Origin of the sequence: Hymenobacter elongatus (genome assembly GCF_004745955.1) — a bacterium.
Classification (GTDB): domain Bacteria; phylum Bacteroidota; class Bacteroidia; order Cytophagales; family Hymenobacteraceae; genus Hymenobacter; species Hymenobacter elongatus.
This window is the reverse complement of sequence record NZ_SRLD01000002.1, coordinates 177,589-200,503: the sequence shown is the minus strand read 5'-3', so window position 1 is coordinate 200,503 and position 22,915 is coordinate 177,589. Positions and strand designations below refer to the sequence as shown.

At 58.6% G+C, this 22,915-nt stretch carries 20 protein-coding genes, 1 tRNA gene and 1 riboswitch; of the genes, 13 read left to right on the top strand and 8 right to left on the bottom strand.

The features are described from left to right. Window positions 1-188: 188 nt before the first annotated feature. Window positions 189-641 carry a hypothetical protein gene (locus tag E5J99_RS02310; RefSeq protein WP_135496089.1) on the top strand — a complete coding sequence of 151 codons (453 nt, stop codon included), beginning with the start codon at window positions 189-191 and terminating at the stop codon, window positions 639-641. Between the two features lie 54 nt (window positions 642-695). Continuing rightward, complete coding sequence (locus tag E5J99_RS02305) at window positions 696-2,183, top strand: T9SS type A sorting domain-containing protein (protein ID WP_135496088.1); 1,488 nt, start codon at window positions 696-698, stop codon at window positions 2,181-2,183. A 380-nt stretch (window positions 2,184-2,563) separates the two neighbouring features. Here E5J99_RS02305 and E5J99_RS02300 read toward each other — a convergent pair. Continuing rightward, a tRNA-Gly gene (locus tag E5J99_RS02300) sits at window positions 2,564-2,636 on the bottom strand. 232 nt (window positions 2,637-2,868) lie between these two features. Between E5J99_RS02300 and E5J99_RS02295 the strand changes: the two genes are divergently transcribed. Genes E5J99_RS02295 through E5J99_RS02280 form a run of 4 tightly spaced genes read left to right on the top strand, consistent with a single transcriptional unit; the run spans window position 2,869 to window position 5,498 of the window. Beyond that, window positions 2,869-3,501 (top strand): NAD(P)-dependent oxidoreductase, encoded by a 633-nt coding sequence (locus E5J99_RS02295; RefSeq protein WP_135496087.1) that lies wholly within the window; start codon window positions 2,869-2,871, stop codon window positions 3,499-3,501. Window positions 3,502-3,525: 24 nt separating this feature from the next. Continuing rightward, window positions 3,526-3,765 (top strand): hypothetical protein, encoded by a 240-nt coding sequence (locus E5J99_RS02290; protein WP_135496086.1) that lies wholly within the window; start codon window positions 3,526-3,528, stop codon window positions 3,763-3,765. Window positions 3,766-3,791: 26 nt separating this feature from the next. Continuing rightward, the gene (locus E5J99_RS02285) at window positions 3,792-4,328 is read left to right on the top strand and encodes a GNAT family N-acetyltransferase (protein WP_135496085.1); all 537 of its coding nucleotides are present in this window, start codon (window positions 3,792-3,794) and stop codon (window positions 4,326-4,328) included. 57 nt (window positions 4,329-4,385) lie between these two features. Further along, window positions 4,386-5,498: a hypothetical protein gene (locus tag E5J99_RS02280; protein WP_135496084.1), complete on the top strand. Its 1,113-nt coding sequence runs from the start codon at window positions 4,386-4,388 to the stop codon at window positions 5,496-5,498. Window positions 5,499-5,880: 382 nt separating this feature from the next. On the opposite strand, the gene E5J99_RS02275 is transcribed toward E5J99_RS02280, so the two are convergent. Both E5J99_RS02275 and E5J99_RS02270 read right to left on the bottom strand, forming a co-directional pair. After that, window positions 5,881-8,073 (bottom strand): B12-binding domain-containing radical SAM protein, encoded by a 2,193-nt coding sequence (locus E5J99_RS02275; RefSeq protein WP_135496100.1) that lies wholly within the window; start codon window positions 8,071-8,073, stop codon window positions 5,881-5,883. A gap of 746 nt (window positions 8,074-8,819) precedes the next feature. Next, window positions 8,820-9,392: an AraC family transcriptional regulator gene (locus E5J99_RS02270; protein ID WP_167851940.1), complete on the bottom strand. Its 573-nt coding sequence runs from the start codon at window positions 9,390-9,392 to the stop codon at window positions 8,820-8,822. Window positions 9,393-9,975: 583 nt separating this feature from the next. Here E5J99_RS02270 and E5J99_RS02265 point away from each other — a divergent pair. Beyond that, a complete protein-coding gene (locus tag E5J99_RS02265) occupies window positions 9,976-10,239 on the top strand; it encodes a hypothetical protein (protein WP_135496082.1) in 264 nt (87 codons plus the stop codon). Window positions 10,240-10,317: 78 nt separating this feature from the next. Here the strand turns inward: E5J99_RS02265 and E5J99_RS02260 are convergent, their stop codons facing one another. Together E5J99_RS02260 and E5J99_RS02255 are read right to left on the bottom strand one after the other, a co-directional pair. Continuing rightward, window positions 10,318-11,418 carry a DUF5074 domain-containing protein gene (locus E5J99_RS02260; protein WP_135496081.1) on the bottom strand — a complete coding sequence of 367 codons (1,101 nt, stop codon included), beginning with the start codon at window positions 11,416-11,418 and terminating at the stop codon, window positions 10,318-10,320. Window positions 11,419-11,464: 46 nt separating this feature from the next. Beyond that, window positions 11,465-13,480 carry a TonB-dependent receptor plug domain-containing protein gene (locus E5J99_RS02255; protein WP_135496080.1) on the bottom strand — a complete coding sequence of 672 codons (2,016 nt, stop codon included), beginning with the start codon at window positions 13,478-13,480 and terminating at the stop codon, window positions 11,465-11,467. 158 nt (window positions 13,481-13,638) lie between these two features. Continuing rightward, window positions 13,639-13,861, bottom strand: a riboswitch (cobalamin riboswitch). Window positions 13,862-13,974: 113 nt separating this feature from the next. Between E5J99_RS02255 and E5J99_RS02250 the strand changes: the two genes are divergently transcribed. Then, on the top strand, window positions 13,975-14,574 hold the full coding sequence (locus E5J99_RS02250; protein WP_135496079.1) for a DNA-3-methyladenine glycosylase: 600 nt from the start codon (window positions 13,975-13,977) through the stop codon (window positions 14,572-14,574). Window positions 14,575-14,660: 86 nt separating this feature from the next. On the opposite strand, the gene E5J99_RS02245 is transcribed toward E5J99_RS02250, so the two are convergent. After that, window positions 14,661-15,848, bottom strand: coding sequence for a class I SAM-dependent methyltransferase (locus tag E5J99_RS02245; protein WP_135496078.1), 1,188 nt, complete (start codon window positions 15,846-15,848; stop codon window positions 14,661-14,663). 33 nt (window positions 15,849-15,881) lie between these two features. Further along, window positions 15,882-16,487 (bottom strand): hypothetical protein, encoded by a 606-nt coding sequence (locus tag E5J99_RS02240; protein ID WP_135496077.1) that lies wholly within the window; start codon window positions 16,485-16,487, stop codon window positions 15,882-15,884. 186 nt (window positions 16,488-16,673) lie between these two features. Here E5J99_RS02240 and E5J99_RS02235 point away from each other — a divergent pair, with 186 nt between their 5' ends. Together E5J99_RS02235 and ahcY are read left to right on the top strand one after the other, a co-directional pair. After that, window positions 16,674-17,417, top strand: coding sequence for a DUF4397 domain-containing protein (locus E5J99_RS02235; RefSeq protein ID WP_135496076.1), 744 nt, complete (start codon window positions 16,674-16,676; stop codon window positions 17,415-17,417). A gap of 115 nt (window positions 17,418-17,532) precedes the next feature. After that, window positions 17,533-18,852, top strand: coding sequence for an adenosylhomocysteinase (gene ahcY / locus E5J99_RS02230; protein WP_135496075.1), 1,320 nt, complete (start codon window positions 17,533-17,535; stop codon window positions 18,850-18,852). A gap of 226 nt (window positions 18,853-19,078) precedes the next feature. Here the strand turns inward: ahcY and E5J99_RS02225 are convergent, their stop codons facing one another. Next, window positions 19,079-19,612 (bottom strand): hypothetical protein, encoded by a 534-nt coding sequence (locus tag E5J99_RS02225; RefSeq protein WP_135496074.1) that lies wholly within the window; start codon window positions 19,610-19,612, stop codon window positions 19,079-19,081. A gap of 102 nt (window positions 19,613-19,714) precedes the next feature. Here E5J99_RS02225 and E5J99_RS02220 point away from each other — a divergent pair, with 102 nt between their 5' ends. From E5J99_RS02220 to E5J99_RS02210, 3 genes are read left to right on the top strand one after another with little or no spacing between them, the layout of a single operon-like run. Continuing rightward, complete coding sequence (locus E5J99_RS02220) at window positions 19,715-20,491, top strand: glycosyltransferase family 2 protein (protein WP_135496073.1); 777 nt, start codon at window positions 19,715-19,717, stop codon at window positions 20,489-20,491. After that, a complete protein-coding gene (locus E5J99_RS02215; protein WP_167851938.1) occupies window positions 20,488-21,528 on the top strand; it encodes a glycosyltransferase family 9 protein in 1,041 nt (346 codons plus the stop codon). Before E5J99_RS02220 ends, E5J99_RS02215 begins: the two co-directional genes overlap by 4 nt. Before the next feature lie 24 nt (window positions 21,529-21,552). Continuing rightward, complete coding sequence (locus E5J99_RS02210; RefSeq protein WP_135496071.1) at window positions 21,553-22,827, top strand: O-antigen ligase family protein; 1,275 nt, start codon at window positions 21,553-21,555, stop codon at window positions 22,825-22,827. The last annotated feature ends 88 nt before the right edge of the window (window positions 22,828-22,915 follow it).

Sequence of the window (22,915 nt, the reverse complement as noted above, 5' to 3'; positions counted from 1 at the left end):
CGGCCAGCGCTGGGCCAACCACGGTTGCGACCATCTGCTACGGCTACGCGTAGCCTACAAAAGCCGAAAGTTCGACCTCGTCACCCAACTACTCAAAAGCAGCCAAGCGAAGATTTGAATTACACCCGTTACCAACCCAACGCGTAGTTTTGAATTACACCCATTCCAACACTACATAAACATCAAAGATGAAACAGATTGCTCTGAGTATTTTTTTGTTTTGCAACATCATTTTGATGCAATCATGCGATTTAAAAAAAATAGCGGCCGGATCGTATGCGCATGCTGAACGATATTATTTTGATTGTAGTAGTGATTCTGTAGTTGGCACTGTTTCGCGTTTGAAAGCAACAGGTTTATATACGCACAAAGAATCCCCACCCGATCATGTTCACTCGTCAAACAAAGACCGTTTTAGTTACTATTTCTACTTCAGAGAGAAGCACTTTATAGTACATCTAGTGATAGAGAAATTAAACGATGAAACCACAGAAATTGCGGTAGTAGGATTGAAAGATGCTGTTCATGGCTCAGACTGGTTAGTTATTAACAAAGACGTGCCAGCATCAAATCAAGCACAGGCACTACAGCTGTTCGACTCGGTTGTGAAGTCCAGAATGCATTGTTCCACAAGTAAATAGTGTTTGAGTAACACAAGCCGAACGTGTAAAAAGTGGGCGGCTAAACAAAAATTCATGACAAAAAAACTCTTACCCCTCTTCCTGGTCCTGCCGCTGCTTGCCCAGGCACAAACCAGCCCGTCGATCCGTTTGCAGCCCGGCCCCGTCATTCAGCTGCCGGCCGGGGCCAACCCCAGTAGCATCGCTGTTGGCTCATTCGACCGCAACGGCAAGCTCGATATTGCCGTGGCGCAACGCGGCCTGAACAACGTGGCCGTGTATCTGCAGAGCGCCACCGGCACCTTCGGCAGCGCGGCCGCCACCCATCCCACGGGTATCTCGCCCAGCAGCGTGGTGGTGGCGCCCATCACCGGTCCCAGCGCCGGCGGCGCCAATGACCTGGTGATTGCCAGTGGCCCCAGCAGTACGCTTACCTGCCTGGCGAACGACGATAGTCCGCAGGGCAACTTTACCGCCTTGCCGCCCTACTACTTCGGCACCACGGCTCTCAGTGCCAATCCGCAGCTGCAGGCCGGCTACTTTGATCAGACCACCGGCGTGGACCTGGCCTACACCTACGACAATCCGAATCAGTACCATATCGGCTACTTCTCGCAGCGCAGTGTGTCCCAGTTTTTTACGACCTACCCCATGGCTACCCGCATGACGGTGTACCCGACCAACACTACCGAGCTTGTTTACCGGCTGCAGCCCACGGCGATGGTGGTGATGGATTTTGATGGCAACGGGGGCCAGGATGTGGCGACGACGGGCCCGATTCAGGTCAACACCCAGAGCATTGGGCACCAGGTCATGGTGGTTCTCAATGAAAGAAGCCTCAACACGGATTGGAACTTCCCGGACCGGTCGTACTCGATTATCAGTGGGGGCGTGCGCCCCGTGGGGCTGGCGGCGGCCGATCTGACCGGGGACCTGCGGCCCGAGCTGGCCATCATCAACGAGGGCAGCAACAATGTGGTCGTGTACCGCAATGACGGCCGGGGGGATTTCATTTCGCCCACCGCCTATCCCGTCTCCGGGTCCCCGCGTAAGGTCGCGTTTGTCGACTTCGACCAGGACTCGTACAAAGACCTGGTGGTGCTGACGGCCGAGGGCATGCTGGATATCTTCCGGCATCCGGGCTTTTCGGCCTCTGGCCGCTACACCACCGCGACCAGTATAGCAGTCGGGCCGGACCCGACCACGCTGCAAACGGCGGACATCAACGGCGATACGTACATGGATCTTATTGTGGGCTGCCAGGGCGACCAGACGCTGCGGATTCTCCTCAACAGCCCACAGCCGTTGGCTACCCGCTCCCAGAAGCTCACCGGCGTGGAGGTGTTCCCCAACCCGGCGGCCACGACGCTGACGATTCGGCGGCCGGCCACGCTTCAGGGGCCCTTGTTGGCCACGCTGTTCGATGCCCTGGGCCGGCCAGTGCGTCAGCAGCCGGTACCCGCCGATGGTGCGCTGGGAGTAGAGGACCTGCCCCGGGGAATGTACCTGCTGCACCTGCAAAGCCAGGGCCAGGTGAGTACCCGCCAGATCGTACTGGAATAGCTGCTACAACACTCGACAAAAACCGTCTGCTGAAATAGCGGACGGTTTTTTTGTTGGGTATTGTGCTCGTATTGCTTCTTGAATCGTTTTCGTGAACCTCACCAAAATGAGATCTGCTGCATGCGGGCCGGCTGCATCCGGCCTGCTTCTTACTTCGCTGCCTATCCGAATAGGGCGTCATGCTGAGCTTGTCGAAGCATCTCTACCGCGCCGTTAGGGGCTTTTTGTCGGAGCGGTAGAGATGCTTCGGCTCCGCTACGCTGCGCTCAGCATGACATGAACGGGATTTTGCGCAATTCCCAAACACGCTATTAAACCACTGTGTAAACCAAAAGCAAATCAGCCACCCATCCTCACGGATAAGTGGCTGATTCACAATGAGCGAGAAACGAGGTTCGAACTCGCGACCCTCAGCTTGGGAAGCTGATGCTCTACCAACTGAGCTACTCTCGCGGGATATTGGTACGGGTAAAAGTACGCAGCATTGTGCAAACAAGAAACAGGCGTGGTCTGCCAGGCGAATATATTATGTAGCTGAGCCTTGGAACCCCTGGAACTGCTCCTAGCGAGCTACCATAAGGCAGCAGGCGCAATTGTGCCACCCAATAGCAGGCAATCCGTATGAGGACAGGATGGCTGCTCCGTATCGGCCAGCAGCCGGCTCTCCTGTTTCTTTTCCCGCCCTATGAAAGTCCTTGTCTTCGGTGCCTCCGGTGCCACTGGCCGCCAACTGGTGCAGCAGGCCCTCAATCAGCAGTTTAGTGTCACGGCTTTCGTGCGCGACCCGGCGAAGCTTACGCTCCGCCATCCGAATTTGCGGGTGGTGCAGGGCGACATACTGCGGGCTGAAACGGTGCATCAGGCAGTGGCCGGGCACGATGCGGTACTGTCGGGGTTGGGCGTGAAGAAGAATCAGTCGGGTGATACCACGCTTTCTGATGGTACGCAGCATATTATCGATGCCATGCAGCGGCATGGCGTGCGGCGCTTTATCTGCGAATCGTCGCTGGGGGTAGGCAGTAGCAAGAGCGAGCCGGGCTTTCTGTTCGGCAAAATCATTGCCCCGCTTTTCCTGAAACACATTATGGCCGACAAGGAGCGGCAGGAAGCCCTGATTCAGCACAGCGCCCTGGACTGGACCATCGTGCGGCCTGCGGGCCTCACCAACGGCAAGGCCACCGGCGGCTACAAAGTGGCCCTCAGCTTTGCCAACGCCAGCATCAAGGGCCGGATTTCGCGGGCCGATGTTGCGCAGTTTATGTTGCAGCAGCTCACCACCGATGCCTTCGTGGGACGGGCCGTGGGAATTTCCTATTAAGTTTGACCTCCTAACACCAACGTCATGGCTTATCCTCCTGCTGGTCGGGCCCGCACTACGGGCACTCTTTATCTGGTGGCCGGCGTGCTGCTGCTCATTGCCCTGGCCTTTCGCTCGCCCGAGCTATACGCGGCCTGGCAGAGCGGCACGCTGACCACGGCACGGGCGGGCATGAGTCTGATTTTTCTGGTGGGGGCGCTCTACATGCTGCGCATGGGCTGGCGCTTGCGCCGCAACAACACCCAAAACGACGTTATCGATTAACGCCGTCGTTTCCTGCTTTCGTTTCTATGTCTTCTCCGCTTCGTATTTCCGTTGCCAAACGCACGGCGGCCGTCGCCGCCCAACTCGCCGAGCTGGGCCGCCAAACCTTCCACGACACCTTTGCCGCCGACAACACGCCCGAGGATATGGCGGACTTTCTGGCCTCCACTTTCGGCCCCGAGCAGCAGCTGGCCGAGCTGCACGACCCGCATACCACCTTTCTGCTGGCGCAGATGCAGCAGGAGTTCGTGGGCTACGCCAAGCTGCGACTACACTCGGGGCTGGGGCTGGAGCCGGGCAAAGAGCCGACCGGCCGCCTGGAGATAGAGCGCCTCTATGTGCAGCACGACTGGATTGGGACCGGGCTGGGAGCCGCCCTCATGCGCCGGGCCATTGAGGAGGCCCGCCTCCAAAGCTGCCGGACGGTGGTGCTCGGGGTGTGGGAGCGGAACCGTCATGCCATAGAGTTTTACCAGCGCTTTGGCTTCAGGGAAATCGGGAAGCATGCGTTTCGGGTGGGGCAGGATGTGCAAACCGACCTGATTCTGCGCAAGGGGCTGTAACGGCTCGTCATTGCTGCCCACCATTACCTTTGCGGCCCCGCCATCTTCCTGCACCCAGTGAGAATACCTTCGTTTCTGTCTTTGCTGGCTTTCCGGCGCGGTGCCTGGCCGCTGGCCGTACTGACTGTGGTGTGCCTGAATAGCTGCTCTTCCGGAGGAAGCCAGACGGCCACGCTGCCGTTGCCGGTGGGCCACTACGAAGGCTCCATCAGCTACCAGGGCACCGACCGGCGCGTAGCGCTGGACCTGCGCGAAGCGTCGCCGGGTAAGCTGGAAGCCGACCTGCATTTTCCGGAAGAGGCGGGTTCTAGCTTTGCTGCCGCTAATGTGCGCTACAAGGAGCCGCAGCTCCAGTTTGAGCAGCAGGGCTCGGGCAGCAACATGAGCGTTACAGCCATCCGGGAAGGCGATTTTCTGCGTGGCGTATTCACGCTGGATAGCCTCAAGGCGGAATTTGTGTGGGCGCGTCGGGGGCAGGCTGCGCCCCGCGCGTATCAGGCACAGGCCTTCGCCGTACGCGCCGCTGGCCGCACCGAGCGTCTGACCGTATTCGTGCCCGCCGATACGGCCGTCCGCCACTCTGCCGTGGTGCTGCTGGCCGCCGGACCTGCGGCTGCTCCGGCTCTCGCCCGCGCTGATATGCTGGCCCGCCAGGGCATATTGACCGTACTGGTCCCGTTTGCGCAGCCCCCAGCCGATGCCGACTCCGCCGCGCTGCAACGGGTGGCAGCCATTCTGCAGGCGCTCCGTAAAGAGCCCAGCGTCGACTCGATGCAGGTTGGGCTCTGGTTGCGGGGCGCGGGGGCCGGGGCGCTTGTTGCGGCGGCGGGGCTGGCTCAGCCAGCGGCGACTTTTGTACTGCTGGAAAATGTGCCCGCCACCACTGCTGCCGCTACCAAGCCCTTTCAGCAGCTCAGCCGTCAGCGCATTCCGGTGCTGGCCTATTACGCAGCGGCCGATACCAGCCTGAACGCCCGGGAAAGTGCCCGCCGGCTGCGTAGCGCGGTAGGCGCGCGGCGGGGCTCCCTGGTGCGGGTTTTTCCGCAGGCAACTGCCGACTTCATCGTGCCGGGTCGCCTGACTGCTGAGGGAAAGTGGACCTGGCCCCAGCCCGCCCCGGAGTTCACGGAGGGCGTAGCAGGCTGGCTGCGCCAGCGTCGTGCCCGCTAGGCTATGTGCTAGTAGCGCTTTGGGGGTGTTTGGCCTTCTTCGAACGCTCTGTCGCGCTAAGAGCGTGTTTGGAATTTTGACTTTTGCGTCATGCCAGATCAGGCATAACGGAATCGGCGTTGTTGAAAAATCCCAAACACTTTTTAAGACCCGGGCAGAAGTAAGCGTATTGAAAAAGGCGGTCGTGCTGAGCTTGTCGAAGCATCTCGCTCGCTTCGTTGAACGAATGCAGCCGAGGCGGTAGAGATGCTTCGACAAGCTCAGCATGACTTTCAATTGTATTCGGTTGCCTCTGCGCGACTACTTGAGGGACAGGACGTTCTCGCCACTTGCTGTTCCCAGAAGCCGGCAGCGCTATTCGCTACAGTAGCTCCGGCTGACGCTACAAAAGCAAGAGTCCTTTTTCCCGTAGCAGCTGCCAGGCTGGCGTTGCCAGAAAAGCCTCAAAGCTCATGCCCGCCACACTGGTCGGGAAAGTTGTGGCCGCTTCCTTCAGCAGGACTTTCGTTTCATAATTCGTGCTCAGGCTTGTTAGCAGCTGGTGCAGCCACGCACCGATGACGGACGTTGTCTTGACCTCGAAGTCTTCAGCCTGCTCATAGAAGGTGAGTACGGCCCGCTGGCCTTTGAGAGGCTCCGGGTAGCGTATCTCGGGCGCGTTGCCCAGCCAAAACAAGCGCTGATTGGGCTTGGCGAAATCCGGTTTGGGTGGCTCCTGCAAGGCCCGCTGAATCAGCTGACGCGGTACGGTGGCGCGGGGCGTTTTGAAGTCGAACCAGAAGCTGAGCGGCTCAGTCAGGGCGACGCCGTGCATGTAGTTGTAGAGGGCTTTGGCCAGGCCCGCGCCGAACTGCTCATGGTCGGTGCCGGTAGGGTCGTCGTGCCACAGGTCGTTCCAGGCAAAGTCGCCGGGCTCGGGGCCCACGGGCACCACCTGGTACTTCGCCGGGTTTTTGCCGACGGGCGAGTGCGCTGTCATGGCAAACCGGTGCCAGTAGCCGCTCTGCACGATTCCGGCCCCAAACAGCTGGCGCACGACTTCCAGTGAATCCACGGTTTCCTGCGCGGTTTGGGTTGGGAAGCCATACATCAGATAAGCGTGCACCATAATGCCGGCCTGGGTGAAGCCATCCGTTACGCGGGCCACCTGGGCAATAGTGACCCCTTTTTCCATCAATGCCAGCAGGCGGTCGGAGGCTACCTCCAGGCCACCCGATATGGCAATGCAGCCCGAGGCGGCCAACAGGCGGCACAAGTCGGGGGTGAAGGTTTTTTCGAAGCGAATATTGCCCCACCAGGTAATGTGTACCTGCCGGCGGAGCAGCTCAATGGCCAGGTCGCGCAGGGCCAGGGGCGGGGCTGCCTCATCCACGAAGTGAAAGCCCGTCTGGCCCGTTTGCCGCACGATCTGTTCGATGCGGTCTACGAGCAGGGTAGCCGGCGCGGTTTCGTAGCGGGAAATGTAGTCGAGCGTAACGTCGCAGAACGAGCAGCGCTTCCAGTAGCAGCCGTGGGCAATGGTAAGCTTGTTCCAGCGCCCGTCGCTCCAGAGGCGGTGCATCGGGTTCAGCACCTCAATCACCGACAGATACTCGGTGAGCGGCAGGTCGCTGTAGTCGGGCGTGCCGACCTCGCTATGCGGAATATCGAGGGCCTGGGACGTGTTCAGATATTCAACCTGACCGTACTCATCGCGCCGGAAGGTGCGCTGCAAATCGGCCAAGGTGAGGTGGCCCTGCAGATATTCCAGCAGCCGCAGCCACGGGCCTTCGCCATCATCCAGGGTCAGAAAGTCGATGTAGTCAAAGAAGCGTGGCTCCTTGATCTGGCGCAGCTCGGTGTTGGGGTAGCCGCCGCCCATCAGGGTGTGGGTGTGGGGGCGCAAGGCTTTTACGCGGCCCGCCAGCCGCAGCGCGCCATACAGGTTGCCCGGAAACGGAACCGAAAACCCCACCACCGTGGGCTCGACGCGGACCAGTAGCGCATCGAGTAGCTCCAGCAGCATTCGGTCCAGTAGATTGGGGGCGGCCTGCAACGCCTCGTGCATCTCATCGAACGAGGTAGCCGACATACCCAGCCGCTCGGCGTAGCGCGAAAAGCCGAACTGTGGTCCCACGGTTTCCTTGATCAGGTCGCCCAAGTCTTCCAGGTACAGCGTGGCCAGGTGGCGGGCCTGGTCGTTGAGGCCCAGCGTGCCGAAAGCGGCTTCCAGATCGGCTACGTTGTCGAAGCGGGCCGCCTCGGGCAGAAAGCGGTTGTGGCAGATGCGGGATGCCAGTGTACTATCCTTGTTCTGCAGAAAGTTAATCACCGGCCCGATGGTGGCCAGATAGCTCCGTTGGAGGCGCACCATGCGACGGGCGTTATCGGAAAGGGCAAAAGCGCCCGTTTCGATTTCGGCAAAAACCTGCTTCAGTCCGTCCGCTGAGAATAGCTTCAGCACCAGCTCCAAGCCCAAATCGGCCTGCGTGACGCGGTAGCCCCGGCCTCCCAGAAAGCCTTTGATGTAGGCCGTGGCCGGGTAGGGCGTGTTGAGCTGGGTTAGCGGCGGCGTTATAAGAAGAATATGAGGCAAAGCAGACACGGCAGCACAGCAAAGAGAAGCACAAAGATACGCCCGAACAGCGTAGAGGCGCTGCTTGGTTCAGGCTCGGCATAGCCAAAAGGCCACCTTCCACTACCAGGACGCGGGCAGGCGGTAAAACGAGCATCCTGTACTACACAACCACGGAGCCTGCAGTCAGGTTGCCGAAGCGCTTCTGCTGTGTGCAGGTCAGAGTATGTTTGGGAATTGGTGAAAACTCTGTTTGCGTCATGCTGAGCGCAGCGCAACGGAGTCGAAGCATCTCTACCGCAGTAGTAATTGCTTCCAATTGCAGGGGAGCTACCTCGGCCGGCGGCCAGCAGATGCTGCAGGCCCTAGTACGTTTGGGGCAACTGCCGAACTCGCTTTTGCTGAAGAATGCTGTAGCGATTTTACGAACGGTGTACGTGCGGATAGTAGCGCGAACTTTGTAGTTCGCATCCTAAAACGGCCCTTTGGCGCGGGGATGCGAACTACAAAGTTCGCGCTACTTCGTAGGCCAGTACACCGTTCGTGAAACCGCTATAATTAGACTTGTTCCCAAACACAGAAAAACCGGATTTGACCGTCATGCTTGATATGGCGTCCGCTTGTCGAAGCATAACGTTCTTCTCTACCCTGTTTTCTGTTGAGGAACAAGTCTATTCCATAAAACGCAAGTTGGGGCAGCAGAATGGTTTCTGCTGCCCCAACTTGAGGAGACGGTTTTTACCCGGAATGCTACAGCCCGAGAGAGGCTACGCCAGCTGGTCGAGGGCGAGGCGCTTGGGTAGCAGGTCGCGGCGGAACTCGCTCACCGAGCGGCCCGTGACTTGCCGGAACTGGTTGCTAAGATGCTGGCCGCTGCTGTAGCGCATCTGGTCGGCAATTTCGCTTAGCGTCATTTCGCCGTAGCTGAGCATTTCCTTCACCCGCTCAATTTTCAGGCGGATCAGGTATTTCTCAATTGTAAGGTTGGCGGTGCGCGAAAATACTTTGCTCAGGTGCGAGTAGGTAGCCGCAAACCGGTCGGTAAGAAAAGCCGAAGTCGTCAGGGGCATGCGGGCCGTGCGCAGGTGCTCCAGGTATTCGCCCAGCGCGCCTTTAATTTGCTCGGTAAGCTGCTCGGCGCGACCCATGAGCACCTCGAATCCCGCCTCGTGCAGAATTGGAGCCAGCGCTGCCGGGTCGGCGGGCGTGGTATGATCAAGCTGGGCCTGACCGAGCGTGACTTCGGTAGGGCGGTAGCCTGCCTGTTCGAGAAGATGCCGCACAGCGTCGATACACCGGGGGCATACCATGTTTTTAATGTGGAGGAGCGTCGTTTTCACAGGGTTTTTTTTATGGTATTCTGCCGCGGAACGGACGGCGTGGGTTTCCGAGTAGTGGCTGCCGGAGCAGCCGAAACGGGCCGGGCGCGCCGCACGGGTTGCGTGGGTACTTCCGACCATTCTTTACCAAACCAGCGAGTAGCTGCCCAGTTCACAAAAGGCACAACTCCCAGGAACATAACAGCTAAGAGCCAGAATAATACGAAAAAAGCGCCGAAAAGTCGGCCGAGGAAGTGGTTGGAAACCCCGAAAAGGTAGGTTACCAGCACCAGAGCCAATAAAAAACTTATGCCGGCCAGCACACCAGCGCGGCGCACCAAGGCAGGAGAGAGAGCAGGAAGTCCGGCGAAACGATTCATTGGTAAAGCTATGCAACAAATATATTGGTAAAGCAGTTTCGGAACACGGCCCAGCGCCGGCCTGGCGGGCAATATGCTGGGCTGTAGCTACCCAGCGCATCGAGAAAATCGTCCGGAGCCTTATATTACAGCTCCCCGCTTTCGGCCAAAGTATATACGCGCGAACTACGGCTACGGCCAGCCGTAGGAGATACCACAGCCCTTTACTCTTTCATCCACAACCCATGAAGATCTTTCTGCTCCGACCCCTGACGCTGGCTTTTTTGCTGGCTTCGGCATCTCTCACGGCCTGCAACACCGGCACCGACAGCGGTGACACCAACGTGGAGAATGGTGCCGATAAAACCAAAGACCCCGACCCCGGCCAGATGAGCACCTCCGACACCAACGGCTCGGCCGGCGACACGGCCAAGGTAACGACCGGCAAAGACCTCTACAATCACGCCGGCGAAGCCGTAGACCGCGACAACGACGGGGTCGAAGATTAAATCAGACTTCTAAGCGTACAAAAAAAAGACCTCCCACGGCTGTGGGAGGTCTTTTTTTGTGCGCTATGTCCTGGTCTGTTAATAAAACAGGAAGGCGTTGGGCAACAGGTTGACGGTAAACGAGTCGATGGCCGTGCCCGTAGGCTGGTAGCGGATAAACCTGCCTGCCGTGGAGAAGGGCGCTATGGCTCCGTAAATGGTGTTGTCCTTGGGGTCGATGCCGAGCCCGTAGAAGTTGCGCCGGATCAGCGGAGTCGTTGGCAGCACCTTATCGGTGGTGTTCATGCGGTACACGCCTTTGCTGTAGGTGAAATAGAGCTGGTTCTTGGCCCCGTTCAGCTGCAGATGCCCCGGGAAGCCTATGGTCGAGGCGAATTGCAGGCGCTGAATGGCGGTAGGAGAAGCCGGCAGGAAGCTATGCAGCGTGCCTTTGGTAGAAGTAGCGGGGTCGATGTTGTAGTTGGCATCGTAGCCAACAATGCCGCCACACAGTACCCACACCTGGCCGCTCTGGTCCAGCACCAAGCTGTTGGGCGAGTCGCCGACGGTAATAACCGATTCTTCTGTGTCGGTGGTGGTGTTAATGACCGATATGGTATTGCCGCCGCTGTTGGCTACATATACCTTGTTACCGACCACCAGCAGCTGCTCGGGGGTCTTGCCGCTCAGCGGAATGGTTTTCAGAACGGTATTTGTCGTCAGGTTAATAACCGACAAGCGCCCGTTCACGCCATAATCGACCCACTCGGTCACGTAGCCTTTGGTGGCCGACAGCGCCGCGAAGTACCGGGGCTTTGCCAGGCCGCTGATGGTCTTCACGCTCCGCTTCACAGTCTTGAACTCGGGCAGTCGCACCACTTCAATCTTGTTGCTTTGCGTCACCACCACATAGCCCACGGTATCTACCACAGTCATCGACTGCACGTTGTCGCCCAGCGGGCGGCTATTCACGGTCTTGAAAATATCCGGGTCGGTTACTTTCTTCGAGGCGATGTTGAACACGCTTACGGCACCGTTGGGCGTGCCGAAGTTGCCTTCGTTAACGATAAAAACGTTGTTACTGAGCTGTAAGGGCTCCGGCTGCGAGCGTTCAGGGTCGCAGCTGAACAAGGCCAGTGCCGTTGCGCCCACCAAGGCCGTACGCCCGAAGGCTGAAAAAGAGAAAAGGGTAGAGGACATGGTAAAGTAGGAAAGGGAAGAAAGAAAATCGATGAAAACCTGCGGCTCAGTGCCACGCTACCCGCACGCTGAGCACCGCCGAGCGGCCGGGCATGGCGCGGTAGGCGTAGTTCTGGTACACGGTGTTGGTCAGGTTGAAGCCCTGGGCCACTACCGTAAGTCGCCACGTTGGAGCCACGGCAAATGTGTGAGCCAGCGTAGCGTTCAGCAGGGTGTAGGAAGGCAGAAAATCGGTGGCCGAGTTGTCAGTGAAACGGTAGCCGGTAGCTGTGAAGGAGGTGGTGAGCTGCCAGCTGTGCCAGGTTTGGTCGGTGGTGAAGGCGGCGGTATGCAGCGGCACATAGCGCATCTGCCGGCCCGTGGGGTTCAGGTCGTTGGCGTAGCCCCGCAGTTTTTCGGCCTGTGTGAAGCTATAGGCCGCCCGGGCGGCCAGATGGTAGCGCTGTCGCTGCCAGGCCAGCTGGGTGCTGGCTTCGAGTCCCTGCGTCAGCACCTGGCGCAGGTTCTGGGGTGTGTCGTAGCTTTGGGTAGGGTGCGTGGTCCATTCCACCCAGTTGTTCACCACTTGGCGGTAAGCCGTAAGCTCGGTGTGTACGCGGCTGCCTGTAGTTGGCTGCCACTGATGTTCCACCCCGCCCTCGTAGCCCAAGCTGCTTTCCGGTTGCAGGTTCGGGTTGCCGCCGGGCCGCCAGTAGCGCTCATTCAGCGTTGGTGCCCGGTAGCCGCGCGAGGCGCTGGCTTTGGCTGCCAGGGTGTGCGTCGGCGTTTGCCATACGCGCCATTCCGCACCCAGCGTCGGGGCCAGCGGTGCCCACTTCCCGGAGCGCGCCGCCTCCCCCAGGCTGCCAATCCGGTTATCGAGCACTACGGCCTGCCGCAGGTTGGCGGTCAGGTGCACAGTGGCCAACGGGTCGTAGCGCAGCAGAGCGAAGCCGGAGAAGCGGTTTTCGGTAATTGCCTTGCCGTAGCCGTCCACCTGCGCCGCGAAATGCTGGGCTTCCGCCCCGGTGCGCAGGCTCAGCGCAGGACGAATGTTGACGGTGTACTCGGCTTGCGCCTGGGTGGTACGCACCCGCGAGTTGCTGGTCAGGTTACCGTTATAATAATTGAGAATATCCTCGAACCAGGCCCCACGCACGGCCCATTCGGCACGGCTGGCTACGTGGCGGTAGCCGGTTTGCAGGCGGCGACTTTGGTCCCGCTCGCGGGCAAAGGTGTTAGCCGAGCCAATAGAAGGCTGAATGTGGCGGTTGGCATCGGTCAGCCACACGGCGGCCAGCAGCTCCCCCTGTTCGCCCAGCCGCAGTGTGGCATCCTGCGTCAGGCTCCACTGCTGAAAGTCCGCGTTGGGCTGTCGCCGCCGCACCGAGCCATCGGCCGATAAAGAGTCGTAATAGAAGTCGTTGCGGGCCCTGCGGTAAGAAGCAGCGGCGCGCACGGCTACCTTCTGGTTGCTGAAGCTGCCTTCCGCGCTGCTGGCCCGCAGCCCAAAGCTGCCGGCATCGGTCTGCACCGTGCCCCGCGCGCCCGCGCCCCATCGTACCGGCGACGACAGCAGCACCGTGCCGCCTACCGCGCCGGTCCCGTAGGCCGCCCCGGCCGGGCCGTACTGCACATCAACGCGGGTAGCCCCGTTGGTAGGAAACAGCGCAAAATCAGATTCGCCCAGCGAAGGGAGGCCGATATTGAAGCCATTCCAGAGCACGGCCGTGTGCCGGGCCGACGTGCCTCGGACAGAAATAGACGAGAGCTGGCCAGGGCCGTAGTTTTTGAGGTACAGTGGGGTTTGGGCCAGTAGCACATCGGCCAGCGTACCGGCTCGATATTGGGCCAGTACCGCCGAATCCAGCGTCAGGACCCGGCTGCCTACGGCAAAGCGGCGCGGCACCGTGGCCTGCACCCGCACGGTGGGCAACCGCTGCACCTGCCCCAGCTGCCGCGCCGAGTCGGCCACGGACTGCTGGGCGCATACGTTAGCGGGGGCTAGTAAGCCGGTCAGTCCGCCAAACAGCCAGCACAAGGATGGTAGCCGAAGCCACCTCTGCCAATAGAAACCAATCATGCGAACCAAATTTCCGGTTTAGGAAAATTCGGTTCAAAACCCCACGCACGCTTCCCCCGAAAGGAAAACCAACGCGAAGCCGAGCCTGAAAACAGGGGAAACTAGTAGCCCGGAGCTACCGCTGTCATCATTCTCCGCCTTTCACCCGAAAGCGCTGAACACTAAGAAACGCATAGGCAGGTCTCCTGGCTTGCTTCCGGTAGGCCGCCTTCCCATTTCTCCGGTTTTCTACACGAAAGCCTTCAGCGAAACAGTGGCGGAGGATGGGCCTACCAATACTCGAAGCGTACAGTTGCGGGGACAGCTCCGGAATTGAACCGGATTCCCTTTTCAGCCTCGCCCCGCACTCGGGGTCTGGCCACCTATAACGAGGCAAAGATAAGGCGTTTTTTTACGAAAGGCAGAATATAGCCCCGCAAGTGGCGTATAAGCCCGAAATGGCGGCTGCGCCCTCTGCTCCACTTCTGGCTACCCACCTCATCCTGCATTCCACTATGAAGCTGCCCCTCTCTTTTTACCAGCGCCCCGATGTAGTGCAGATTGCCCGCGACCTGCTCGGCAAATACTTGTTCACGAACATCGGCGGCGTGCTGACCGGCGGGCGCATCGTCGAAACGGAAGCGTATGCCCATATCAACGACCAAGCCTGCCATTCGCACTTGGGCCGCTACACCGCCCGCACCAAAATCATGTATCAGGCCGGCGGCGTGGCCTATACATACCTGATCTACGGGCGTTATGTGCTGTTCAATATCATCACGAACGAGGAAGCGAAAGCCGATGCCGTGCTGATTCGCGGGCTGGAGCCCATAGAAGGCATCAGCGAAATGCTGCTGCGCCGTGGCCTGCATCAGCCCGCCCGCAACCTGACCGGCGGCCCGGGCCTGCTCACCCAGGCGCTAGGCATTACCACCCAGCACTACGGCACCGATCTGACGGGCGACCTGCTCTGGCTGGAAGACCGGCAAGAACCCGTGGCCGAAGAACTCGTCGTGGCTAGTGCCCGCGTTGGTATCGACTATGCCGGCACGGATGCGGCTCTGCCGTGGCGGTTTCGGGTGAAAGGCAGCCCCTGGACCAGCCCCGCCCGGTGAAGCTGACGTGCTTTGATCGGTCGGAGGGATGCTGAACGGCTTGCGCCGTACTTGGTCAGCTAAGGATGCGGGAGGCTCACTCCGAATCAGATTTTCTCACACACCAACACCGCCAGCTTGCCCTGTAGGTCGGTAGTGGCGAACATGTACAAGTCGCCGCCTTCGCGAATGCCGGTGCGGGCCCGAAAGTCAGCAACGGTATCGGGGAAGTTGCGGGTCGTGACGTGCGCCCGGACTTCTGGCCCCAGATGAGCGCGCAAGGCGTCCCGGTCGTAGCGCTCGGTGGCTACGATGCGGAAAATGCGCCCTGGGAAGTCCCCTCGTAGTACATCGGACGTGTAGAGGTGGCTGTGCTGATGCAGCTTCAGCAACTCAAAAGCCGTACCGACGCTCTTGAAACCCCCGGCCTTGAGCACGGCTACGTTGGGTTCGTAGAGGTAGCCCTGGGCCTCCGCGTAGCGAGCTACGGCGCGGGTTTCGCGGGCCTTGTTCAGCCGGAATTCCTGCTGCTGCCCGTTGCGGAGCAGGTTCACCGTATAGCGCTCCGGATCTACGGCTGGCTCGGGGCTCAGCTCATATAATACCTCCTTGCACTCATTGTCCACGGCCACTACCCACAGGCGTCGCACCTGCCGCAGTTCCAGCAACGCCTGGTCGATATCCAGCATAGGCGACGTTTTTAGCAGCACCCGGTGGCCTTTGTGCAGCAGCAGCGGCAAAATCCGTAGCACATCCGGCTCACAGTCCTGCAGCCTATAGATTTTTTTGTCGGCTGGGTTGCGACGGGCCGGGTCCAGATAGACCCAGTCAAACGTATCGGGTGTGCTCTTAAGAAAGCTCAACGCGTCACTGGCATGACAGGTAATATTGGTAATGCCGAGCTGGGCCAGATTGTACTTCACCACGGCCACCAGCGCCGGGTCGCGCTCCACATAGTGCACCTCCGGAATTTGAGTCGCGAAGTGTGTTGCATCCACTCCAAAGCCCCCGGTAAGGTCTACCAGGCGCTGCCCTTGCACGAGCGACGCTTTGAAGGCCGCCGTGCGGGCCGAAGAAGCCTGCTCGACCGAAAGGGCCGGGGGGAAAATCAGGTCCGGGTTGTCGGCCCATTCCGGTAGCTTGGTGCGCGCTTTCTGGCGAGCCTGTATCTGCCGCACTAGGTCCGGCACGGGCAACCCCGGATAGCGGCGGGCTTGCAGAGCCAGTTGGGCAGGATTATCATGCAAATGGTCGGCAACGTATTGCCGGGCCGCTGCAGCAAGCGGGTAGTCCATGAAAGGTCATTACGAGAAAACGGCGCGAACGGCTTACCGCACGTTCCAGCGCAAAGCTAATAGCGGATAGCCATTAGCCGCCGCCGCCACCCCGATAGTGGACGGGGCAAGCCGCTGCAATATGCCCGTGTGCGCCGAGGAAAGGCCTGCGTTGTGCGCCTCTACCGCCCGCTGAAAATGCTCGTTGGTGTGGCGAGTGATAAGAACATTGGACAGCAAGCTGAACGCGGCAACTCCAATAGCCGCCTTTTGGGTATCCCGGAAATACTGTTGGTCGCCTTCTCCGGCCAGTACTTGCTGCCCGTAGAGCGCCACCGCTCCCACAAACGTGAGCCGCTCGCCTAGATATAGCCATTTTTGCAGGCGGTAGCGGTTCAGATTGGCCAGCGCATCCTGGTTGCCCGCTAGGTAAGGGCGTAGGCGCTGCCCAAAAAAGCCTGCGTTAGTATAGTCTTGGTCCCGGCTGCCCTCGGTAGTTGCGAAGAAGAAATTGTGCTGCACGCCGTTCAGGCCCCGGCCTTTATCTTCGGGGCTGAGGCGAACAAAGGGGGCTTCGCTGGAAGGGGCCTGCTGCGCGTACGTAGCCACGGAAGACAGCGAAAGACTGAGCACTAGTGCGGAACGACGGAGAAGAGACATGTATTGCTGCAAAGTAGAGAAGGGGCGTGAATACAAATGTACTATACTGTGCAATAGCTTGCTAAGACGTTGGTCGAGGAAATAATCCTATTCGACCGGAAAAACTTTGTGATGCCCACTCAACAAAAACGGTAGGTCTTACGTTCTGTCGGCAGTTGAATCTGTACTCTATTTCCTTCTTTGCTCATGAAAACCCTCTTAGACACTCTGCAGCGCAGTTTTTTGGCAGTAGCTCTACCTGCAGCCCTGGTTTTGGCCGGCTGCGGCAAAGACGATGAATCTCCGGCCCCCGCGCCTGACCAAGCTAACGTGCTGACCGTACATGCTGCGGCCAACAATTCTACGCTGCCAATTAAGTCAACCATTGGTGACCGGGAAAGTGCCAATGTTAGCTATGGTGCAAACAGTGGGTATCGGAAGGTGCTGACTGGCAGCCTACCTGTAAAAGTAACCATTGCCGCCGCCGGAGGCGCGACTCTGACGTCTGGAACCCAGACTTTGGCTAAGGATAGATACTACTCCTACTTTGTGTACAGCGCGGTTGGCCAGGCTACCAACACGTCTGCAAATCTGTGGGTAGAAGATGACCTTACTGTGCCGACTACCGGGGCTAAAGTGCGGCTGGTACATGTAGGCCAAGGCCTTGTGTCACCATTGGGCCTGAGCCGGCCCGACGGCAGCGGAATGCTCGTACCAGTGGTGACGCCCATTTCCAGTGGGGCTGCTTCGGCATTTGTAGCTATTCCGAGCGGCACCGCCAGCTACAATCTGGTCAACGCTACCAACAATACGATAGTCCCGCTGGCGGGCGCTTCCGTGCTGGCTACCAATTTTGCCGCCGGTAAAATCTATACCATCGTTGTTCGGGGCTCCAGCAGCCCCGCCACCTCTAACGAGCAGTTTACCATCGACTTAATTACGCACAACTAGCACGAAAGAGATGCTCTTTTCAGGAAAGGCCCAACCCTAGTGGTTTGGGCCTTTCCTAATTTTACACTAACATTTTGGCTACCTTTGTAGTTGATCCGCAAACATTCTCTGCATCATGGTTGAGACCAAAACCACGGCCTACGTTCCGTACAAAGTAAAAGACATGTCCTTGGCCGAGTGGGGCCGTAAGGAAATTCGTTTGGCCGAAGCCGAAATGCCCGGCCTGATGGCCCTGCGTGACGAGTTTGGCGACTCGCAGCCGCTGAAAGGCGCGCGCGTGGCGGGCTGCTTGCACATGACCATTCAAACTGCTGTCCTCATCGAAACCCTTATTGCTCTGGGTGCTGAGGTCACGTGGTCGTCGTGCAACATCTTCTCGACCCAGGATCATGCTGCTGCTGCTATTGCGGCGGCTGGTATTCCGGTATATGCCTGGAAAGGCATGAACGAAGAGGAGTTCAACTGGTGCATCGAGCAAACGATGTTCTTCGGTGAAGAGCGGCAGCCGCTGAACATGATTCTGGATGATGGTGGCGACCTGACCAATATGGTGCTCGACCACTTCCCAGAGCTGGCCGCCGGTATCCGGGGTATCTCGGAAGAAACCACAACCGGCGTATTGCGCCTGTTGGACCGCGTGAAGAATGGCACCTTGCTGATGCCAGCCTTCAACATCAACGACTCGGTTACCAAATCGAAGTTCGACAACAAGTACGGCTGCAAAGAGTCGGCCGTGGATGCTATCCGCCGGGCTACCGACGTGATGATGGCCGGTAAGATTGCCGTTGTAGCTGGTTACGGCGACGTAGGAAAAGGTACTGCCGCTTCGTTGCGTGGTGCTGGTGCCCGCGTTATCGTTACCGAAATTGACCCTATCTGCGCTCTGCAGGCCGCCATGGATGGCTACGCAGTGAAGAAGATGAGCAACGCCATCAAGGAAGCGGATATCGTAGTAACGGCCACCGGCAACTGCGACATCATCACGGAAGAGCACTTCCGCGCCCTGAAGGACAAGGCCATCGTCTGCAACATCGGTCACTTCGATGATGAAATTGACATGGCTTGGCTGAACGGCAACTATGGCCACACCAAGGATACGGTGAAGCCCCAGGTTGACCTCTATGACATCGACGGCAAAGAAGTAATCATTCTGGCCGAAGGCCGCTTGGTGAACCTGGGCTGCGCTACGGGTCATCCATCGTTCGTAATGTCGAACTCCTTCACCAACCAGATTCTGGCGCAGCTAGAGCTGTGGCAGAACGCGGCGGCCTACGAAAACAAAGTATACACGCTGCCCAAGCACCTCGATGAGAAGGTTGCGTACTTGCACCTCGCCAAAATCGGCGTGGAGCTCGACGAGCTGAAGCCAAAGCAGGCGTCTTATATTGGTGTAGACGTACAAGGTCCCTTCAAGTCGGATCTGTACCGCTACTAAGCGACAATCCACAAGTAAAAAAAAGCCTTGCTCATTCGTGAGCAAGGCTTTTTTTGTAAGCTTTGGTTACTCTTCATTACGGTTAGAGCGGTTTCGGATTCAGTGTACGAGGTGGCAGTAGCGCGAACTTTGTAGTTCGCGTCGCCGCGCCGATAGAACGACTGCAAACGGCGTGGGGACGCGAACTACAAAGTTCGCGCTACTAGCCATTGACCTCGAAACCGCTCTAATAGTCCGTAACAATAACATTTTCCGGGTCGGAGCTGGCCAAGCGCACTGGTAGCGTGCCGCCCAGGTGCTGTGCCGGCTTATTGATAATGCGGTGCGTGTAGCGCGTGCCTTCATGCAGGTACTCAAACACGGCATATTCCGTTTGGTGGCCTTTGTGGGTTTCCACTTCGAAGTCGGTGACTTCGCCGGAGCTGTTCACCCTATTGCGGCGGCGTTGCTCAGTCAGCGCATACGTTTTCAGGCTCAGCAGGCCAGCATAACCGGCGGCTGCCAGACCAACCAGCAACAAGGCACAAAAGAATTTTGCCCACCGGGAGCGAAACAGCGGATCAATCCAGAAGACATTAAGCGCACTGATACTACTGAAAAGCCATACCATTGCCCAGGATTTAATGGCGGTATGATAGTAGTGCGAATGAAAAACCAACAGGTAAGCACTCACTGCTATGCCAATGGTTAGCGCCACCGCCAGAATGCTTTTCGGGCGGGAAGTTCCGCCAACCGCCAAGGCGCGTGATTTCTGCGGCATATGTGCCTGGGCAAAACCAGTAGGATGGAGGCCCGCTGCGAAGATACTCCGCTCGGAATCTTTTCGATTGCCCTAATATTGCTGCCGATATTTACGCCACGTATGCCCGCAATTTCTCTTTCTGTCGTCATCATCACCTTCAATGAGGAAGCCAACATCGGGCGCTGCCTCGACGCATTGCAGGATATAGCCGATGAGGTTTTAGTTGTGGATTCCTTCTCCACCGACCGCACAGTGGAAATTTGCCGAAAGCACGGAGTGCGCGTCATTCAGCATGCTTTTGAGGGCTATGTCGAGCAGAAAAACTACGCCACCGCCCAGGCCTGCCACGACCATGTGCTGCAGCTCGATGCTGATGAAGTGCTAACCGAAGAGCTACGCCACAGCATCCGGGCCGCTGCAGCCAGCTGGCAGCACGCCGGCTACACGCTGGCCCGCCTGACTAACTACTGCGGCACCTGGGTGCGGCACGGCGGCTGGTACCCCGACCGCAAGCTACGCCTCTACGACCGGCGCCTGGGCCAGTGGGAAGGGTTGCTCCTGCACGAGCGGTTTGAGGTATGCGCCGGTCAACGTATAGGCGCTTTAGCGGGCGACGCGCTCCACTATTCCTACCATTCCGTAGAGCAGCATGTGAGCCAGCTCAACCGTTTCACCAGCATCGCCGCCGCTGAGCTGGCCCTGCGTGGCAGAAGCCAAGTAACGCTTTTCCACCTGCTGCTGAAGCCAGTCTGGAAGTTTGTGCATGGGTACTTCTTCCGGCTGGGCTTTCTCGATGGATTTGCTGGTTTGTGCATTGCCACCATTTCGGCATGGGGTGTTTTCCTGAAATTCGCCAAGCTGCGCACCAAGCCGACCGCTGCTTCAGCTACCGTATGAGAACTTTTCTGGTTAGCCGCACCGATGCTATCGGAGATATAGTCCTCACCTTGCCCGTCTGTGGTCAGCTTCAGCAGCTGTTCCCCGGCTGCCGGGTCGTGCTTATTGGCCGCACCTACACCCAGGCCGTTGCCGACGCCTGCCCGTGGGTCGATGCCTTCCTGAACTATGATGAGCTGCTAAAACTCTCCGAGCCGGAGCAGGTAGCGGCCCTGCGTCACTACCAGGCCGAGGCTATTGTTCATGTCTTTCCCAACAAACTCCTGGCTCGGGTAGCCCAAAAAGCAAACATCCCTCTTCGTATCGGTACCCGAAACCGCTGGATTCACTGGTTCACCTGCAACCGACTGGTGCCGCTTAGTCGTCGGCATTCTCCTCTGCACGAGGCCCAGCTCAATCTGCAGTTGCTCAAGCCGCTGGGGTATCTCACCGAGTTGCCGCTGCCAGCTATTTCAGCTTTGGTTCAGCTTCGTGCTACCGTTCCATTGCCCGCTACTGTGGAACTCTTATTGGCCCAGCTTATTCCCGGGCAGCTCAACATTATCCTGCACCCTCGGTCCCGGGGCAGTGCGCGCGAATGGGGCCTCGCGCATTTTGGGATGCTGGCTCGGCTGCTGCATCAGGCTGGCCACCGAGTATTCATCACGGGCACCGCTGCCGAAGGCCAGGAGCTCGCGGCTTTCCTACACGAAAATGCCGCTTTTCTGGCCGGCGACCTCACAGGCCGACTTACGCTGGCTCAATTGTTAACCTTTATTGCGCACACCGATGGTCTGGTTGCGGCCAGCACTGGCCCTTTGCATCTGGCTGCTGCCCTGGGGCGACATGCGTTGGGCCTTTATCCACCCATGCGTCCGGCGCATCCGGGCCGTTGGGCCCCGCTGGGTCCCCATGCCGAGTACGTAGTCTTCGACCGGCCTGCTTGCTCGGCCTGCCGCGAGTCGCCGGCTGCTTGTAGCTGCATTAAGGCTATTACCGCCGCTGAAGTCGCTGCCAGAATTCAGACATGGCACCCGTTGTCCTCTGCCCAATCCTGACGTACTTGCACCTTTCACTCTGCTATGATGCCGTCCTCGTTGGGGAGTACAGTCCGTCGCGCTTACCATGATGGCCGGCTCTCTCAGTACCTGCTGCTGCTTGCGTGCATAGCGGGGGTGGTGGGCCTGTTTGCCGCCCGGGCATTGGTTTCTCTGAGCCCAGTAGCTGGTGTGGTGGCTGCCCTGATCAATCCTGCCATTCGGCGGGAGGTGCCACGCTGGTTGCGCAATGGGGCGGCCATTCGCCTAGCGATGCTCTACGCCCTGTTGCTCCTGAGCGGCCTGTATACCTCTGCATGGGCTGTTTGGCGACACGAGGTATTTCGCCAGCTGCCGCTGCTGGGCGTACCACTGGCCTTTGCCCTGGCCGTACCGCTCAGCCATCGGCAACGCTATGCAGTAGGGTGTTTCTTCGTGATGGGTGCTGCCTTACTTGGGTCCGCCACTATGGGCCGCTACCTGCTCGATCCGGCGGGCGCTAATCGGATGATGCAGGAGGGACAGAATGTGCCGTCTATCACCCGCATTTTCCATATTCATTTCGGCATCATGCTGGCGCTGGCCGCTTATTTCGGCTTCCTGCTTCAGCGCAGCCTCTTGGCCAGCACGAGCATGCGCTGGCTATTACGGCTGGCTTCTGCTATGGCAGTGCTGGTCTTGCACGTGTTGGCCTACCGCACGGGGCTGCTGGCATTATATGCTGCTTTGCTGGTTGATGCGGTATTGGTGGTCGTGCTGAAGCGGCAGCTTATTGCCGGCTTGGCCTTGCTTCTGGCGTGTGTTCTGATTCCGCTCGCCGCCTACTATGCCTTGCCATCCATTCAGCGCCGTCTGGGGGGCTCTCTTTATGACATAGAGCAGTTTGCCAATGGCCGGGATATTAATACCTCATCCATTTCCCAGCGCTTGGTCGCCTGGCAAACTGCCCAGGCTATTGCGGCTCGTAACCCTTGGCTGGGTGTGGGCCCCGCCGACGCCCAAGCTGCCATGATGCAGGAGTATGCCTGGCATGACTATGGTCTCAGACCCGAAAACCGGCCCATGATCCATAATCAGTATCTCCACTACTTGGTATCCAGTGGCTTGCTGGGGTTGTTTTTCTGGCTCTTAGTATTACTCACTCCCTTATTGCAACCCACACAGCGGCAGAATCCGTACGTAGTGCAGTTCTTGTTAGTCTTGGGGGCTGCTATGCTGGTCGACTCCTTGCTGGAGTTGCAGATTGGCTTCAACCTCTTTGTTTTTCTCTACGGCTTTCTTGTAGTAGCCACGGAGAGAGACGACTACCGGGTCCAATAAAACCCTTCTTGAGCGGATTAGTATAATCTGTACATTTGTTTACATGGCTACTGTTTTTTAACTAGGCCAGCCGCAATTATTAGCGCCC